Raw genomic sequence first — 15,638 nt, forward strand, 5'->3', positions numbered from 1 at the left:
TAAGCTAATCCCCATGAACTTCCGGACCAGGCTCCGCGCCGCGCCCCTGTGCGTCGTCCTGGCTGTGGCCTCCGGATGCTCGAGCCTCACCGCGCCGACGTCCGAGCCGACGGTTGCGCAGCCGACCGTCTCGGCGGCCTCGTCCACCACCGAGCCCCCGACCACCTCGAACTCGAACTGCGCCGTGACCACCGAACTGGACTCGATGGAAGTGCGGACGAAGATCGCGCAGCTGCTCACCGTGGGCGTCTCGAGCCCCGAGGACGCGGCGTGGGCGGTCAACGATTTTCATGTGGGCGGCATATTTATCGGTTCAGAAGTCGCCGAGTCCGTTCTCTCGGCCGGGATATTGCCGCAGCTCCGCCGTCAGGCCCCCTTCCCCACGACCGTGACCATCGACGAGGAGGGCGGCCGGGTCACCCGCATGGACCAGGTCTCCGGCCCACTGCCTTCGGCGCGGCAGATGGCGAGCATGCCCATCGACGACGTGCGCAACCTCGCCCGCGCGCGCGGCGAGGAGATGAACCGCCTGGGGATCACCGTCGATTTCGCGCCCACGGTCGACGTCACGGATCGCCCCGACGACGACGTGATCGGTGACCGCTCGTTCTCCCCCGACCCGCAGGTGGTCACGGACTACGCGCGGGCCTTCGCCGAAGGGCTCCTCCAAGCCGGGATCACGCCGGTGTTCAAGCACTTCCCCGGGCACGGTCGGGGCTCCGGAGACTCGCATACGGGTTCGGTCACGGTCCCGCCGCTCCCCGACCTCGCCGGCTACGAGCTCCGCCCGTTCGCGCAGCTCGCCGGGATGCCGGGCACGGCGGTGATGATGGGCCACCTCGAGATCCCAGGGGTCACCGCGCCGGGCGAGCCGGCCTCGCTGTCGCCGGCGGCCTACCAGCTGCTGCGCTCCGGCGCCGAATACGGCGGGCAACCCTACGACGGGGTGATCTACACCGACGACCTCTCGGGCATGCGTGCGATCACGGATAACCACTCGATCCCCGATGCGGTGCTCCTCTCGCTCATCGCCGGGGCCGACGCCCCGCTGTGGATCAGCACCAACGATCTCGATGCGACGATCAGCACGATCGAGGCGGCGGTCGCGGACGGGCGCTATCCCGTCGAGCGACTCGACGAATCCGTGCGGAGGATCACCGAGCTCCGCGCTTCGAACTCCTGCGGCGAGTAGCGCCGACTAGCTCCGGGTAGCAGGTCCGTGGGGCCGCGCGCATAATCTACCGGGTGTCCACCATCGTGTTCTTCCACGCCCACCCCGACGACGAGTCCTCGCAGACTGCGGGAATGATGCATCGCGCCGCAGCCCTGGGGCACCGCGTCCTACTACTCATCGCCACCGACGGACGGCACGGAACCCCGCCGGCCAAAGGCGGCGACATCGTGGCCCACCGGCGCGGGGAGGTCGAGGCCTCTACCCGCGCCCTCGGCATCGAGCCGCCGCTGTGGCTCGGCTACCACGACTCCGGGATGCTCGGCGACGAGAAGAATTCCGACCCCAGTGCCTTCGCCTCCGCCGATCTCTCCAACGCCGCGCAGCAGGTCGCGGAGATCCTCGCCGCCGAGTCCGCCGACGCCGTGGTCATCTACGATCACCACGGCGGCTACGGCCACCCCGATCACGTCAAGGTCCACGAGGTGGGCATGGCTGCCGTGGAGCTCGTGAGCCGCACCGACGGGCAGCCCGTCGAGGTGTTCATCATGTCCAATGACAACTCGGCGTTCGCCTCCGCATTCGCAGATCCCCAGCTCGTCGCCGTGCTCGAGCGGGAGGCGCCCGAGATGGCAAAAGCCTTCGCGGAGATCGATCCCGAGGAGCTCGGAAAGGGCTCGGACGGAGAGCTCATGGGCCTCCCCGCGTCCGACCTCGTCTGGCGGATCACGCTGTCGGAAGAGGAGCTCGCCGCGAAGCGCTCGGCCATGCAGTGCCACGCCTCGCAGACGAGTGACGTCGGGTTCATGCTCGCCCTGCCGCACGAGATCTACGCCCGCCAGTTCGGCGTCGAGCACCTCACGACGCCGGAATACATCGGGGCCCGCGGCACCGTCGGCCCGCCATCGGAGGGCTGGCCATTCGGAGCCAAGGAAGGTTAGTCCCTAGTCCAGCACCCCGAGCTGCACGAGGCGCACGACGGCCAGCGCCACTAGCGCGACGCCGACCACGATGGTCAGCCATCGCCCGAGCGTCTTCGCCTTGTCGAGGAATGCGTTGATGCGCGCGGTCGCTGCATCGACCCGCGAGCTGTCCACCCGGCTGAGGATCGCGATGAGCACTGCGCTCGGCGCGATGGCCACGAGCGCAAACACCACGATCTCCACGATCTGCTGCACGAGATTGGTCTCGGCGAACGAGATGATCACTACGCCACCGGCGAATGGCGCGGACGTCCCCGATTGGATGATCCCGAGCATGATCCCCGTGCCGAACAGCCCGATCGACTGCATGATCGATTTCGGGATCGGGCTCTCCTCGGCGATGGTCTCTTCGAGCGCATCGACTGCCGCCGCGTCGTAGCCGGAGTTGCGGGAGTCCGCGAGTGTCGCCGCCGAGCGTTCGGCCCTCGGTTTCGGCGAGACCTTGAACCCGAGGACGAGCAGCACGATGCCGACCACTCCGGCGACGATTGCGGCGATGGGGTTGTCCCACAGCCGCCGCACGAGGTCCTGGTTCGAGCCGATGACCCACACCGACAGCGCCGCGAGCAGCAGGATCCCGATAAAGGCGCCGCCGGTGAACTGCGCGGCGCGCGGCGCGAACATTCCTTTCTTGTCGCGAAGGCTGAGCCACAGCCCGGCGATCACGGCGAACGCGAGGAGGTTGACGGAATCGATGGCCGCCAGGCCCATGAGCTGGACGATGTGCCCGAGGATCACGCGGCGGCACCTCCCTCTCGCTCCGCGGCTCCGCGCCGCAGCACCGACACGTCTTGACGCGTTTCGTCGACTTTCCAGTCAACCGTACCGGGGAAGCGCACAATGACCCTCAGAGCATCGATCGGTGCATCTGCCGGGCTCCACGGTGAGCGAAAGGACCGGCACGGCCGAAAGGACCCAGTCGCCATGGTCTCTCCCCACCTCTCCCACCGACCGCGCGCGGCCTTCTTCGTAGCCGCCGTGTTGTCGTCCGCGGCCCTCTCCCTGGTTACCGCAGGCGAAGCCGCGGCAGCTCCCGGGGAAGCACCGAACCCCCGGGTGACGGCGAACGACGCACCTTCCGAGGGCGTCGAGGTATACCAGCAGCCGGCGAGGGTCGTCGGGCCGAACGCCGACCCGGGCGGCATCGCCGGGCCCGCGGTCCGCACCATCGCCGTCGCCGCCGACACCGCCCCGGACGCGGACCCGGCCGGCGCCGTCATCCTCTCGGCCCTTCCCGACGGCGAACCGTGCCCCGCCGCGGGCGCGACGCTCGTCATCACCTGGGTCAACATCGATACCGGCGTGCGAGGTACGAGCGACGTCGATGCGTGTGGCGCGGACGGCGCCCTCGCCGAGACCGGGGTGGGGCAGACCGTCTTCTCCACGAGGATCGAGGCGCCGGGGCATTCGCCGGTCGGCTCCTCGGGCTCGGTCGGCGACGCGAATCCCTCGCCCTATCTCTCGGGCAATGGCGCGTTCGAGGTATCCGCGTAGACCGGTTCAGGGCGCGCGGTCGCGCTCCGGGCGCCTAGCGGAATTCGAGGTCGGGATCGTCGATCCGCCCTCGGGTGAGCACCCTGCGGTCGTCGACGAAGCGGTTGCCCATCGTCCACGAGCCGGAGTCGAGGACCCGCGGCAGACGGTCCTCGTCGCGCTTGATGTACCCGGCGCCGAAATCGAGGAGCGGCCGCGTGGCGGAGAAATCGCCGTGGAAGCGCGGGGTCACCACCTCTGCGCCGCGGGAATCCATGTGGTCGAGGAGCCGCGCGAAGTGGGCGGCAAGCAGACCGATCTTCAGCGTCCACGACGAATTCGTGTATCCGACGGCGAATACGAGATTGGGGACGTCGGAGAGCATCATGCCCTTGAAGGCCGCGTGGCGACCGACATCTACGGGATCACCGTCCACGGACAGGGCGATGCCGCCGAGCGGCGAGAGGATAAAGCCCGTCGCCGTGACGAAGAGGTCGCACGGGAGCTCCCGGCCGGCACGGGTGAGCACGCCGTCCGGCGTCAGACGGTCGAGGTGATCCGTGACGATCTCGGCCTTCCCCTCGGCCAGCGTGCGGTAGAAATCCCCGCCGGGCGAGATGCAGAGGCGCTGGTCCCAGGGATCGTAGGGCGGGTTAAAATCGACGTCGTAAGGGTAGCCGTCCGGCAGGTAGCGGCCGGCGAGGGCCTTGAGCACGGCGCGACCACCGCGCGGGAAGCGGCGGAACGCGGCGTACTGGGCGGCCTGGATCGCGATGTGGATGCGCCGCACTGCGCGGTGCCCGCGATGTGGGCCGAGCGCGCGGATGAGCGGACGCACGAACGGCGAGCGGCGGAACAGCGGCAGCACGTAGGACGGAGTGCGCTGGAGCATGGTCACCGAGGCGGCTTTCTCGGCGAGCGCGGGGATGAGCGTGATCGCGGTCGCGCCCGAACCGAGCACGACGATCCTCTTCCCGGAGTAGTCGAGATCGTCCGGCCAGTACTGCGGGTGGATGATCTGCCCGCGGAAGTCCTCGCGGCCCGAGAGCTCCGGTTCGTTGGCGCGGTCGTAGCGGTAATAGCCGGAGGCGTTGAAGAACCACCGGGCACGCACGGTGGTGCGGCGGGGCGCCTCGCTGGGCGAGCCGGGCGCCGAGACCTCGCAGTCGATCTCCCACAGCCGCGCCTCGGAGTCCCAATTCGCCCCAACGACCCGGTGCCCGAAGCGAATCTTCTCGTCGATCCCGTACTCGCGCGCGGCTTCGCGGATGTAGTCGAGGATCTCGCCGCCGGGCGCGACGGCCTCGTCGCCCTCCCAGGGCTTGAACTCGTAGGAAAAGGTCTGGACATCCGAGTCCGAGCGCACGCCCGGATAGCGGAACAGGTCCCACGTGCCGCCGATGGCCTCTCGCGCCTCGAGCACGAGCACGCTCTTGCCCGCTTCGCGCCGCTCGAGCTCGATGGCCGTGCCGACGCCACTGATCCCCGCGCCGATGATCGCGATGTCGACGATTTCGCCGTTCTCGCCGTTCTCGAGAGACATTCCGCCCTCCCGCGGTTGCGTTCTCCGGTTACCGCCCGGTTGCCGTAACGCTACCTGTTATCCCCTGACCGCGGCACGAAGATGCTCGCCGGTGATCGTCGGCTCGTCTGCATCGATCAGCGCGGCCGGGGTGCCCTCGAAAACGACCTCACCACCGCGCGAACCCGCCCCGGGGCCGATGTCGATGATCCAGTCGGCCGCGGCCATGACCGCCATGTTGTGCTCGATGGCGACGACGGTTCGACCTGCATCGGCGAGCCCCTGCATCATGTCGACGAGGCGCCCGGTATCGGCGAGGTGGAGGCCCGTGGTCGGCTCGTCGAGGACGATGACGGGCTCGGATTCCGTGAGCCTCGCCGCGAGCTTGAGACGCTGCCGCTCGCCGCCGGAGAGCGTATTGAGCGGCTGGCCGAGGCGGAGATAGCCGAGCCCCACGTCGTTCATCCGCTTGACGATCTTCCCCGCCTCGCCCGTACTGAACAGCTCGGCCGCGGCCTCGAAGGAGGTGGTGAGCACGTCGTAGATCGAGCGCCCCTCCAGCTGGTACTCGAGCACCTCGGGAAGGAAGCGCCGGCCCTCGCACTGCTCGCAGCGCGTGGCGACGCCGGCCTGCATCGCGAGGTCGGTGTAGACCACGCCGAGCCCGCCGCAGCCGGGACACGCGCCCTCGGAATTGAAGCTGAACAGCGCGGGCTTGACCCCGTTGGCCTTGGCGAACTGCTGGCGCACCTTGTCCATGACCCCGGTGTAGGTCGCCGGGGTCGAGCGGCGCGAGCCGCGGATCGGCGCCTGGTCGACGACGAGCGCCTCGGGGTGTCCGTCGAGCGCCGCGTGGATCAGAGAGGACTTGCCCGAGCCCGCGACGCCGGTGATCACCGTGAGCGTCCCCCGCGGGATGCGGAGATCCTGCTCGTGGACGTTGTTCCGCGAGACCTTCTCCACGAGGAGCTCACCTTCGCCGAGGCGGGGCTCCTCGCGCAGTTCGAGGCCCGCCCGCAGGGAGCGCGCGGTGACGGTATCGGCGCCCGCGAGCTCCTCCCCGTCGCCGAGGAAACAGATCTCGCCGCCGTGCTCGCCCGAGCCTGGGCCGAGGTCGACGACGAGGTCGGCGCGGCGGATCACCTCCGGCTTGTGCTCGACCACGAGCACCGTGTTGCCCTTGTCGCGGATGCCCTCGAGGAGGTCGATGAGCCGGTTGATGTCGTGCGGGTGCAGGCCGATCGTCGGCTCGTCGAAGACGTAGGTGACGTCGGTGAGCGCGCTTCCCAGGTGTTTGACCATCTTGACGCGCTGGGCCTCGCCGCCCGACAGCGTTCCGGCCGCGCGGGAGAGGCTGAGATAGCCGAGGCCGACGGTGATCATCGAGTCGAGCATCGCGGCGAGGGCGTGCGCCGTCGGCGCGACCTGCTCGGCGTCGATTCCGCCGACCCACTCGCGGAGCTCGTCGATCTGGAGATCGAGGAGTTCTCCAATGGCCCTCCCGTCGACCGTCGCGGTACGTGGCGCCTCGGCGAGCCGGGTGCCGCCGCACTCGGGGCAGGCCTCACGGGCGGAGACCTTCTCGACGAAGTCGAGGATGTGCTTCTGCTTCGGCGGGGTGTCTCTATCGAGGTAGAGCTGCCGCAGTTTTTTCTCCAGGCCGAGGTAGGTCTGGTTCGAGGACCCGCGCTTCTCCTTGACCGGACCGCCGAACATGAACCAGTCCCACTCCTCCTCGGAGTAGTCCTCGATCTTCTTGTCGACGTCGAGCTTGGGGGTGGCCTCGTAGGCGGTCCAGTGCCAGTCGCCGACGTTGAAGCCGGGGGCGGAGATCGCGCCCTCGGCCAGCGATTTCGACGTGTCGAGGAAGACCGAGCGGTCGAGGACGGACACGGCGCCCACGCCCTCGCACGCGGGACACATTCCCTCTGGGGTGTTGAACGAGAACATGTAGCTCGCGCCCACGTGGGGCTCGCTGAGGCGCGAGAACAGCAGGCGCAGATAGGAGTTCGCATCGGTCGCCGTGCCCACGGTCGAGCGGACGTTGGCGCCCATGCGCTCCTGGTCGACCACGATGGCCGCCGTCAGATTCTCGAGACGATCCACTTCGGGTCGCGGGAGGGACGGCATGAATCCCTGGATGAAGCTCGAGTAGGTCTCGTCGATGAGCCGGCGCGATTCTGCCGCGACCGTGCCGAACACGAGGGAGGACTTGCCCGACCCTGAGAGGCCGGTGAAGACCGAGAAGCGCTTCTTCGGGATGTCGACGTCGACGCCCTTGAGGTTGTTGACGCGCGCTCCGCGCACGCGGATGTGGCCGTGGGAATCGGGGTCGGTGGGGCGCGCCATGCAGGCGAGGATACCGGCGCCCCAACCCCGCTGGACCCTATGATCGGGCGCCTCGCCCCTACACTGGGCCACGGCTCGGGCACCTCGCCCGGACGCTTCGAGGAGGATGGACGATATGGCGGATTCCCCGATTCCCAAGGTGCATTCGCACGATGGGCTTGAGCTCCCGGCGATCGGCTTCGGGACATACAAGCTCAAGGGGCGCGAAGGCACCGATGCGATCGCGCGCGCGATCGGCAATGGGTACTCGCTCCTCGACTCCGCGTTCAACTACGAGAACGAGGGCACCGTCGGCCAGGCCGTGCGGGCCGCGGGACGCGAGCGCGCCGGCCTCACGATCACATCGAAACTGCCGGGCCGGCACCACGAGTACGCCGCCGCGATGCAGACCATCGAAGAGAGCGTCTTCCGCACCGGGATCGGCTACATCGACCTCTACCTCGTGCATTGGCCAAACCCGAAGCAGGGCAAGTTCGTCGACGCCTGGCGCGCGCTCATCGACGCGCGGGAGCGTGGGCTCGTCGGCGCCATCGGTGTGAGCAACTTCCTTCCCGAACACATCGAGACCCTCGAGCGGGAGACGGGCGTGCGGCCCGCCGTCAACCAGATCGAGCTGCATCCGCACTTCCCGCAGGAGGACATGGTCGCGTTCCACCGCGAGAACGGGATCATCACGCAGGCGTGGAGTCCCATCGGCCGGGCGAACGAGATCCTGTCCGAGCCGGTGATCGGCGAGATCGCCGAGAAAAAGGGCAAGGATCCTGCGGCGATCGTGCTCGCGTGGGACGTGGCGCGGCGCGTGGTGCCGCTCCCCAAGGCATCGTCCGACGAGCACCAGCTCTCCAACCTCGCGGCGGGTTCCATCGAGCTGTCCGACGACGAGATCGCGGCAATCACGGCGCTCGGCCGCCTCGACGGACGGATCAAGGGCCAGGACCCGGAGACGTACGAGGAGTTCTAGGGTCCGGGAATTCGATGAATCGCAATTAACCCTTTTGGCACGATTGGGTGGAATTGTGATTACGATCACTGTCATGTCGAATCTCGCCCGTGCCAATAGCGTCGACGCCGTCGTCCGGAGGTCCGCCGCGCGCACCCCGAACGCCGTCGCACTGCACTTCGCCGACCGCGCGCTCACCTACGCCGAGCTCGACGCAGCCGTCTCCCGCGCCGCCGGCCGCCTACTTTCCCTCGGCCTCGAGCCCGGAGACCGGATCGCCGCGTACGGCACGAATTCCGATGCCTACGCGATCGCCTTCTTCGCCGCATCGCGCGCCGGGCTCATCCACGTGCCGATCAATTACGCCCTCCAGGGCGAGGAGTTGACCTACATCCTCGCGGACTCGGGCGCCACGGTCCTCGTGGTCGACGCCGCGCTCCGTCCCCGTTTCGAGGAGATCGCAGCCGACACCTCGGTCCGGCACGTCCTCGACTTCCGTGAGGGCCCGGATTCGCTCCTCGTGCAGGCCGGCTCCGGCGAGGTCCCCGAGCTCAGCCCTCCCGAAGGCGGGGACGAGCTGGTCCAGCTGATGTACACCTCGGGGACGACGAGCAAGCCAAAGGGCACGAAGATCAGCCACAGCGGCCAGATCCACCACTATCTCTCCTGCTTGCAGGCGCTCGACTACACCCCGGACGACCGGCCCCTCGTGTGCATGCCGCTGTATCACACGGCAGCCATGCACGCGTTCCTCGTTCCCTACCTCGCGATCGGCGCCGAGGTTTTCCTCCACGAGCGCCCGGACATCCCGACGCTCCTCGAGACGATCGAACGCGAGAGGATCGGTTCGATGTTCCTCGCGCCGACCGTATGGGTCCCCCTGGCGAACCACCCCGACCTCGACAAGCGCGACATCTCTTCGCTCAAGAAAGCCCAGTACGGCGCGTCGATCATGCCGACGCCCGTGCTCCAACGCCTGCGGAAGCGGTACCCGGAGCTCGGCTTCTACAACGCCTTCGGGCAGACCGAGATCGGCCCGGTGGCCACCGTGCTCCGTCCCGAGGAACACGACGAGCGCCCGGCGAGCGCCGGCCGCCCCGTGATGTTCGTCGAGGCGAGAGTCATCGATCCAGAGGGCAACGACGTCGCCCCGGGCGAGCAGGGCGAGATCGTCTACCGCTCCCCCCAGCTGTGCCTCGGCTATTGGAACAAGCCGGAGGCGACCGACGAGGCCTTCAAGGGCGGCTGGTTCCACTCCGGCGATCTCGTCGTCCGTGACTCCGAGGGGTTCGTCACCGTCGTCGATCGCATCAAGGATGTGATCAACACCGGCGGCATTCTCGTCGCGTCCCGGGAGGTGGAGGAGGCCGTCTACGAGCACGAGGCCGTGGCCGAGGTGGCGGTAGTCGGCATGCCGCACGAGCGTTGGATCGAGCAGGTGACGGCGTTCATCGTGGTCAAGGACGGGATGGACGAACCGAGCGAGGACGAAATCATCGAGGTCGCATCGCGACATCTCGCCTCGTTCAAGATGCCCAAACAGGTGATCGTCGTTCCACAGCTACCGCGGAATCAGAGCGGGAAGCTGCTCAAGCGCGTCCTTCGCGAGGGCGCCGAGGAATGAGCTCGGAACCTCTAGCGGACTCCGGAGGGGCCGTGGTGTAGGCGCCGCGGGAGTGGATGGTCGAGCGAGGTCCGGCTCTGCTGCCTGCTGTGGGCGGTAGAGGGGATGGCCGACGCAATGGCCGAGTACGAGGACGCCGTTCTGGCGTTCGTGCCCGAGCACGGCGGCGCGGTGGTGTAGCGCGCCCGCAACGCACGCTCCACCGGGGATGACGGCGCAGGTCCCCACGGCACGCCGGACGAGGTCCAGTTCTTCCGCTTTTCTTCGCAGGCCGGGCTCGACGCATACCTCGCCGACCCGCGGCGTGCGGCGATATCCGCTGAGCGCGACAGTGTGGTCGCCCGGACCGAGCAATTTCCTGTGGCATTCGACTAGCGGCGGCCGATCAGCTCAGCCCCGCCCCGTTTGCACCCCACCCTTGCCCAATACTTCTAATTAATATAGAACTATTGGCGAAAGCGAAGGGAGGGCGCCATGAGATTCACGGTCGACACCGGCTCACCGGTCCCGCTCTACGAACAGCTGGTCCGGCAGGTATCCACGCGGGTCCACGACGGGACCCTGCAGCACGGTGCCCGCCTTCCCGCCGCGAAGCAACTCGCTGCCTCCCTCGACATCAACGTCCACACCGTCCTCCGCGCATACCAGGACCTCCGCGACGCCGGTCTCCTCGAACTCCGCCGCGGCCGCGGCGCGACCATCACCGGCCGCGCAGGCTCGCTCGCCACCGAGGTCTCCGATCTCCACGCCGCCACCGAACGCGCCCTCTCCGCCGGTCTCTCGCCGGCCGAGATCCGCGCCGCCATCGAAAACCAGATCTCCCGCTCCATCTCCACCCCACAGGAGGGCTGAGCCATGTCCACGTCCACCGACCGCCAGCCGCTTCTCCGCGGGCCCCTGCGCCACGCCACCGCAGTGGCGACGTGCACAATCCCTCTACTTTTGTCCTGCGTCTACGCGGCCTGCGCGTTCGTATGGCGCGACCGGCCCCCCACCGAGATGGCCACGCACTTCTCCGGCGGCGGAAACCCGGACGACTGGTCGTCCCGGACGTCCACGCTGTGGACCTTTACCGCGATCGTCGTTCTCCTGCTCGCCGTCCCGCTCACATTGACGCTCGCCGGGATCGTCCGCGGGGCCGCAGGAAGACTCCTCGCCGCGGTTCTATCCGGAGCAGCGGGCGCGACCGGCACCGTCTCGATCCTCGTGCTCTACGTTCAGCTCGATGGCAAGGATCCGTCGCTCGGATGGGTCCCGATGCTCCTCGTCGCCGCTGCAGCGATCGTGTGCGGCGCCGTCGCTGCGCTCACCTTCCCTGCCCGAGCGACTTAGTTACAGGCAGAGCCGGGGCTCGCAGAACGCGGGCCCGAGAACCGCCTCGCCGCAGGCGAGAAGGTCGCATTCTTCGGCGCCCAGAGCGGCAGCCCGTGGCTCATCGCAGGGATACTCCTCCTGCTCGTCGGCAGCGCTTTCGCCGCGTCGTTCGCCTCGATCTGGGCCTCGGTCGCCGTCCTCGCTCTCGCCGTTGTCATCTTCCCCATGTCGACGCACCTCCGCGTCCGCATCGACTCCGCCGGCGTCGCGTGGGCCTTTGGTTTCGGCTTCCCCCGAGGCACGATCGCCCTCGCCGACATCGTCTCCGCGGAATCCACAGCGATCCACCCGCTGGAACACGGCGGCTGGGGACATCGAATCCGCCCCGCCGGGACCGGGATCATCGTCCGCAGCGGGCCGGGGATCCTGCTCCGCCTCCGCAGCGGAAGGAAGGTCGCGATCAGCGTCTCTCAGCGCGACGAGGCTGTAGAAACGCTTCACCAGCTGCTCAGCACAGACGGGGACGGACCCACTATTCGCCAGTGAACTGCGGGGTCTCCTTCGCCGCGAACGCGGCCGGCCCGATCTTCGCGTCGGCCGAGGCGAAGACCGCTCGCCCCTGCTCGGCATCGAACCGGAACGCCTCCTCCTCGTGCATCCCCTCGGTGGCGCGAACGGTCCGCATGATCGCCTGCACTGCGAGCGGCCCGTTCGCGGCGATGCGCTCGGCGGCCTCGATCGCCGCCTCGAGTGCCTCGCCATCCTCCACGACCCGGCCCACGAGCCCATAGCCGAGCGCTTCCTCTGCAGAAACAGAGCGAGCAGTGAGCAGCAGGTCCATCGCCACCGTGTACGGGATCTGCCGCGGCAGGCGCACCGCGGACCCGGCGAGCGGATACAGTCCCCACTTCGCCTCGGCGACCCCGAAGCGGGCCGATCGCGCGGCGATCCGGATGTCCGTGCCCTGGAGGATCTCGGTACCGCCCGCAATCGCGGGCCCCTCGACCGCGGCGATAAGCGGCTTGGCGAGACGCCGCCCCTTGAGCAGCGCCGGGAGCCGAGCGAGGTCCCAGCCGCCCTCGGCGAATTTATCGCCGGGAGCCTTGTCGTTCATCGACTTGAGGTCCGCGCCGGCGCAGAAAAAGCCGCCCGCCCCCGTGAGCACGCAGGCACGGATCTCCGGATCCGAGTCGACGAGGTCCCACGCCTCCTCCATTCCCCGGAGCATCGCCGAGGACAAGGCGTTCCGCGCCTCGGGGCGGTTCATCGTCACGACGAGCACGTGTCCCCGCCTTTCCGTGAGCAGCTGGCGGTCCTCGGGCGTCGGTTCCGACATCGGCACTCCTCCTGGTCCGCGCGAGGCAGGCATCGAACAGACCTCCGTAAACGTGACGAACATCACTCGTTCGGCTGCGGGAAACGATAACACGTTCTAGGTTTCGGGCATGGCCTTCCACATCGCCGATCTGTTCGAGCACAGCGTGGACTTGGTGCCGGAACGCGCCGCCCTCGTCCAGGGCGAACGCACGCGCACGTACGCCCAACTCGAGCACCGCGCCAACCAGCTCGCCCACGCACTCCGCGACATGGGCGTCGGCCCCGGCGACCGCGTCGCCGTCTACAGCAGGAACACCATCGAGGCCATCGAGTCGATGCTCGCGATCTTCAAACTCCGGGCGGTGATGGTGAACATCAACTATCGCTACGTGGCCGCCGAGCTCCTCCATATCCTCCACGACTCGCAGGCGCGGACCGTGATCTGCGAACGCAGGTACGCAGACGTCCTGACCGAAGCCCTTCCTCAGGCGCCGGACGTGCGCTCCGTGCTCGTGGTGGAGGACCGTTCTGACGCCGCTCCTCCCACCGGCGGGGCGGCCGCTGTCGTGGAGTACGAGGATGCGCTCGCGGCGTTCGGCGGCGGACGCGATTTCGGCCCACGCTCCGACGACGACGTCTACATGCTCTACACCGGCGGCACGACCGGGAATCCCAAGGGCGTGATGTGGCGGCACGAGGACGTGTTCATGGTGCTCGGGGGCGGGATCGATTTCCTCACCCGCGAGACCGTCGCCGACGAATGGGAGCTCGCGAACAAGGGCGCCGCCGCCGATCCCATCGTGAGCCACGCGCTGCCGCCGCTGATCCACGGCGGCGCGCAATGGGCGATCCTCCAGGCGCTTTTCGGCGGCAGGAAATCCGTGATCGAGCCGGAGTTCGACGCGGCGACCGTGTGGCGGAACATCACGCGGCACGGGATTAACCTCATGTTCGTCACCGGGGACGCGATGGTGCGCCCGCTCCTCGACGCGTGGGATCCCGAAGAACACGACGCTTCGACGCTGTTCTACATCGGATCCTCCGCCGCGCTCCTCTCCCCGACGGTCAAGGAACAGTTCCTCGAGCTGTTCCCCAACGTTCTGCTCTCCGACAACATCGGCTCCTCGGAGACCGGTTTTTCTGGAATGGAGAAGGTCGAGAAGGGTACGGGGAAGTCAGGCGGCCCCCGGGTCTTCATCGACGCCGAGACCTCTGTAATCGATGCCGACGGCAAGCCCGTCGAGCCCGGATCGGGGAAGGTGGGCAAGCTCGCCCGGTCCGGTCACATCCCGCTCGGTTACTGGAGGGACGAGGCGAAGACCGCCAAGACTTTCCCCACCCTCGGCGGGAAGCGCTACGCCATCCCCGGCGACGACGCCCGAGTCGAGGCCGACGGCACCGTGACCATGCTCGGCCGCGGCTCGACCTCAATCAATACAGGCGGGGAGAAGGTCCACCCCGAGGAGGTCGAGGGCGCGCTCAAGGCGCATCCGGAAGTGATCGACGCGCTCGTCGTCGGCGTCCCTGACGAACGGATGGGGACGAAGGTCGCCGCCGTCGTCTCCACGCGCGGCGGGCCGGTGGCGCTCGCCGAGCTCAACGAGACCGCGCGTAAGTACGTGGCCCGCTACAAATGCCCGCGCGCGCTGTGGATCGTCGACGAGATCCGGCGCAGCCCGGCAGGGAAGCCCGACTACCGCTGGGCTGCGGAGATCACGCAATCGCGCCCCGCCGACGATTCCATGGAGTTCTCGCGATGAGATCACAGGACGCACAGCCCGCGACGGCCTCCGCAGACGCGGAGAGCCGGCCGATCCGCACCGCGCTCACCGAGCGCTTCGGAATCGACTACCCAGTCTTCGCCTTTACCCCGTCGAAAGTCGTCGCCGCAGCGGTGAGCCGCGCCGGCGGCCTCGGCGTGCTCGGTGCAGTCCGCTACAACGATCCCGGCGAGCTAGACGCGGCGCTGACCTGGATGGACCAGAACACCGACGGCCGCCCCTACGGCGTCGACGTCGTGATGCCGAACAAGGTCCCCACCGAGGGAACGCCGCAGGATCTCGCCGCCCTCGTCCCCGCCGAACACCGTGCGTTCGTCGACCGCGTGCTCTCCGACCTCGGGGTGCCGCCACTCGATCCGGCGGACGCCGATCGCAACGCGGGCGTCCTCGGCTGGCTGCACTCGGTGGCGCATTCGCACGTCGAGGTCGCGCTGCGGCACCGGCCAGTGCTCATCGCCAACGCGTTGGGATCCCCGCCGCCCGACGTCATCGAGCAAGCGCACGCCGGCGGCGTGCAGGTGGCCGCTCTGGCGGGGGCGGTCGAGCACGCGCTCGCGCACGTCGATGCGGGGGTGGATGTCGTGATCGCGCAGGGCGGAGAGGCAGGCGGGCACACCGGCGAGGTCGCGACGCTCGTGCTCGTACCGGAGATCGTGCGGGCGCTCGGCGGGCGCGCGCCCGTGCTCGCGGCCGGCGGAATCGGAAGCGGCGCGCAGCTCGCCGCCGTGATCGGGATGGGGGCCGAAGGGGCGTGGATGGGCTCGCGATGGCTCACCGCTCGCGAATATTCTGACGACGGAGGGTCGAAAGCGATGCAGCGCGCCCTCGTCGCCGCCTCCTCGCGGGACACGGTGCGAACGCGGATCTACTCCGGCAAGCCGGCGCGGCTACTGCGCTCTGCGTGGACGGATGCCTGGCAGGCGGACGGAGCGCCCGAGCCTCTACAGATGCCTCTACAAAATCTGCTCGTCGCCGAGGCGCATCAGCGGATCGCCGCCGTGCAAGACCCTCAGGTGGTGGCGATGCCCGCAGGGCAGATCATCGGTTCGCTGGACGGCGTCGTGCCGGTGACGGAGACGATGGACGAGATCGTCGACGAGTACCACGCTGCGGTGGCGCGGATGCGAGGGACGGTCGAACGGGGATAGCCCGGGCGCGGGGTGC

Annotated in this window: 14 protein-coding genes; 10 read left to right on the forward strand and 4 right to left on the reverse strand. The window is 68.6% G+C overall.

From position 1 onward, the window contains the following. The first annotated feature begins 13 nt into the window (after positions 1-13). Complete coding sequence (locus tag V7E05_RS00515; protein ID WP_333617722.1) at positions 14-1,192, forward strand: glycoside hydrolase family 3 N-terminal domain-containing protein; 1,179 nt, start codon at positions 14-16, stop codon at positions 1,190-1,192. Between the two features lie 53 nt (positions 1,193-1,245). Then, positions 1,246-2,112: a PIG-L family deacetylase gene (locus tag V7E05_RS00520; RefSeq protein WP_333617723.1), complete on the forward strand. Its 867-nt coding sequence runs from the start codon at positions 1,246-1,248 to the stop codon at positions 2,110-2,112. A gap of 3 nt (positions 2,113-2,115) precedes the next feature. Here V7E05_RS00520 and V7E05_RS00525 read toward each other — a convergent pair whose 3' ends face one another. After that, complete coding sequence (locus V7E05_RS00525) at positions 2,116-2,892, reverse strand: hypothetical protein (protein WP_333617724.1); 777 nt, start codon at positions 2,890-2,892, stop codon at positions 2,116-2,118. Positions 2,893-3,078: 186 nt separating this feature from the next. Here V7E05_RS00525 and V7E05_RS00530 point away from each other — a divergent pair, with 186 nt between their 5' ends. Beyond that, a complete protein-coding gene (locus V7E05_RS00530; RefSeq protein WP_333617725.1) occupies positions 3,079-3,648 on the forward strand; it encodes a hypothetical protein in 570 nt (189 codons plus the stop codon). A gap of 34 nt (positions 3,649-3,682) precedes the next feature. On the opposite strand, the gene V7E05_RS00535 is transcribed toward V7E05_RS00530, so the two are convergent. Both V7E05_RS00535 and V7E05_RS00540 read right to left on the reverse strand, forming a co-directional pair. Beyond that, a complete protein-coding gene (locus V7E05_RS00535; protein WP_333617726.1) occupies positions 3,683-5,170 on the reverse strand; it encodes a flavin-containing monooxygenase in 1,488 nt (495 codons plus the stop codon). A 57-nt stretch (positions 5,171-5,227) separates the two neighbouring features. Then, entirely contained in the window at positions 5,228-7,498 is a 2,271-nt protein-coding gene (locus V7E05_RS00540) for an excinuclease ABC subunit UvrA (protein WP_333617727.1), read from the reverse strand. Positions 7,499-7,613: 115 nt separating this feature from the next. Here V7E05_RS00540 and V7E05_RS00545 point away from each other — a divergent pair, with 115 nt between their 5' ends. The 5 genes from V7E05_RS00545 to V7E05_RS00565 all read left to right on the forward strand — a co-directional run bounded on the left by V7E05_RS00545 (position 7,614) and on the right by V7E05_RS00565 (position 11,922). Then, positions 7,614-8,459: an aldo/keto reductase gene (locus V7E05_RS00545; RefSeq protein ID WP_333617728.1), complete on the forward strand. Its 846-nt coding sequence runs from the start codon at positions 7,614-7,616 to the stop codon at positions 8,457-8,459. A 73-nt stretch (positions 8,460-8,532) separates the two neighbouring features. Beyond that, entirely contained in the window at positions 8,533-10,062 is a 1,530-nt protein-coding gene (locus V7E05_RS00550) for a fatty acyl-CoA synthetase (protein ID WP_333617729.1), read from the forward strand. Between the two features lie 474 nt (positions 10,063-10,536). After that, the gene (locus V7E05_RS00555) at positions 10,537-10,914 is read left to right on the forward strand and encodes a GntR family transcriptional regulator (RefSeq protein ID WP_333617730.1); all 378 of its coding nucleotides are present in this window, start codon (positions 10,537-10,539) and stop codon (positions 10,912-10,914) included. Positions 10,915-10,917: 3 nt separating this feature from the next. Continuing rightward, the gene (locus tag V7E05_RS00560) at positions 10,918-11,394 is read left to right on the forward strand and encodes a DUF1648 domain-containing protein (protein WP_333617731.1); all 477 of its coding nucleotides are present in this window, start codon (positions 10,918-10,920) and stop codon (positions 11,392-11,394) included. A 207-nt stretch (positions 11,395-11,601) separates the two neighbouring features. Further along, positions 11,602-11,922: a hypothetical protein gene (locus V7E05_RS00565; RefSeq protein WP_333617732.1), complete on the forward strand. Its 321-nt coding sequence runs from the start codon at positions 11,602-11,604 to the stop codon at positions 11,920-11,922. Here the strand turns inward: V7E05_RS00565 and V7E05_RS00570 are convergent. Beyond that, positions 11,909-12,712 carry a crotonase/enoyl-CoA hydratase family protein gene (locus tag V7E05_RS00570; protein ID WP_333617733.1) on the reverse strand — a complete coding sequence of 268 codons (804 nt, stop codon included), beginning with the start codon at positions 12,710-12,712 and terminating at the stop codon, positions 11,909-11,911. The genes V7E05_RS00565 and V7E05_RS00570 overlap by 14 nt on opposite strands. Before the next feature lie 109 nt (positions 12,713-12,821). On the opposite strand from V7E05_RS00570, the gene V7E05_RS00575 reads away from it, so the two are divergent. Both V7E05_RS00575 and V7E05_RS00580 read left to right on the forward strand, forming a co-directional pair. Then, the gene (locus V7E05_RS00575; protein ID WP_333617734.1) at positions 12,822-14,453 is read left to right on the forward strand and encodes an acyl-CoA synthetase; all 1,632 of its coding nucleotides are present in this window, start codon (positions 12,822-12,824) and stop codon (positions 14,451-14,453) included. 53 nt (positions 14,454-14,506) lie between these two features. Next, entirely contained in the window at positions 14,507-15,622 is a 1,116-nt protein-coding gene (locus V7E05_RS00580; RefSeq protein WP_333617768.1) for an NAD(P)H-dependent flavin oxidoreductase, read from the forward strand. Positions 15,623-15,638 lie beyond the last annotated feature (16 nt).

The sequence above is a fragment of the Dietzia sp. genome (assembly GCF_036741115.1).
Taxonomy (GTDB): Bacteria; Actinomycetota; Actinomycetes; order Mycobacteriales; family Mycobacteriaceae; genus Dietzia.

Coding starts and splice junctions, on each gene's coding strand:
- V7E05_RS00535 (WP_333617726.1), bottom strand. CDS start 5,170: ATGTCTCTCGAGAACGGCGAGAACGGCGAAATCGTCGACATCGCGATC.
- V7E05_RS00565 (WP_333617732.1), top strand. CDS start 11,602: ATGTCGACGCACCTCCGCGTCCGCATCGACTCCGCCGGCGTCGCGTGG.
- V7E05_RS00530 (WP_333617725.1), top strand. CDS start 3,079: ATGGTCTCTCCCCACCTCTCCCACCGACCGCGCGCGGCCTTCTTCGTA.
- V7E05_RS00540 (WP_333617727.1), bottom strand. CDS start 7,498: ATGGCGCGCCCCACCGACCCCGATTCCCACGGCCACATCCGCGTGCGC.
- V7E05_RS00570 (WP_333617733.1), bottom strand. CDS start 12,712: ATGTCGGAACCGACGCCCGAGGACCGCCAGCTGCTCACGGAAAGGCGG.
- V7E05_RS00550 (WP_333617729.1), top strand. CDS start 8,533: ATGTCGAATCTCGCCCGTGCCAATAGCGTCGACGCCGTCGTCCGGAGG.
- V7E05_RS00575 (WP_333617734.1), top strand. CDS start 12,822: ATGGCCTTCCACATCGCCGATCTGTTCGAGCACAGCGTGGACTTGGTG.
- V7E05_RS00545 (WP_333617728.1), top strand. CDS start 7,614: ATGGCGGATTCCCCGATTCCCAAGGTGCATTCGCACGATGGGCTTGAG.
- V7E05_RS00515 (WP_333617722.1), top strand. CDS start 14: ATGAACTTCCGGACCAGGCTCCGCGCCGCGCCCCTGTGCGTCGTCCTG.
- V7E05_RS00560 (WP_333617731.1), top strand. CDS start 10,918: ATGTCCACGTCCACCGACCGCCAGCCGCTTCTCCGCGGGCCCCTGCGC.
- V7E05_RS00555 (WP_333617730.1), top strand. CDS start 10,537: ATGAGATTCACGGTCGACACCGGCTCACCGGTCCCGCTCTACGAACAG.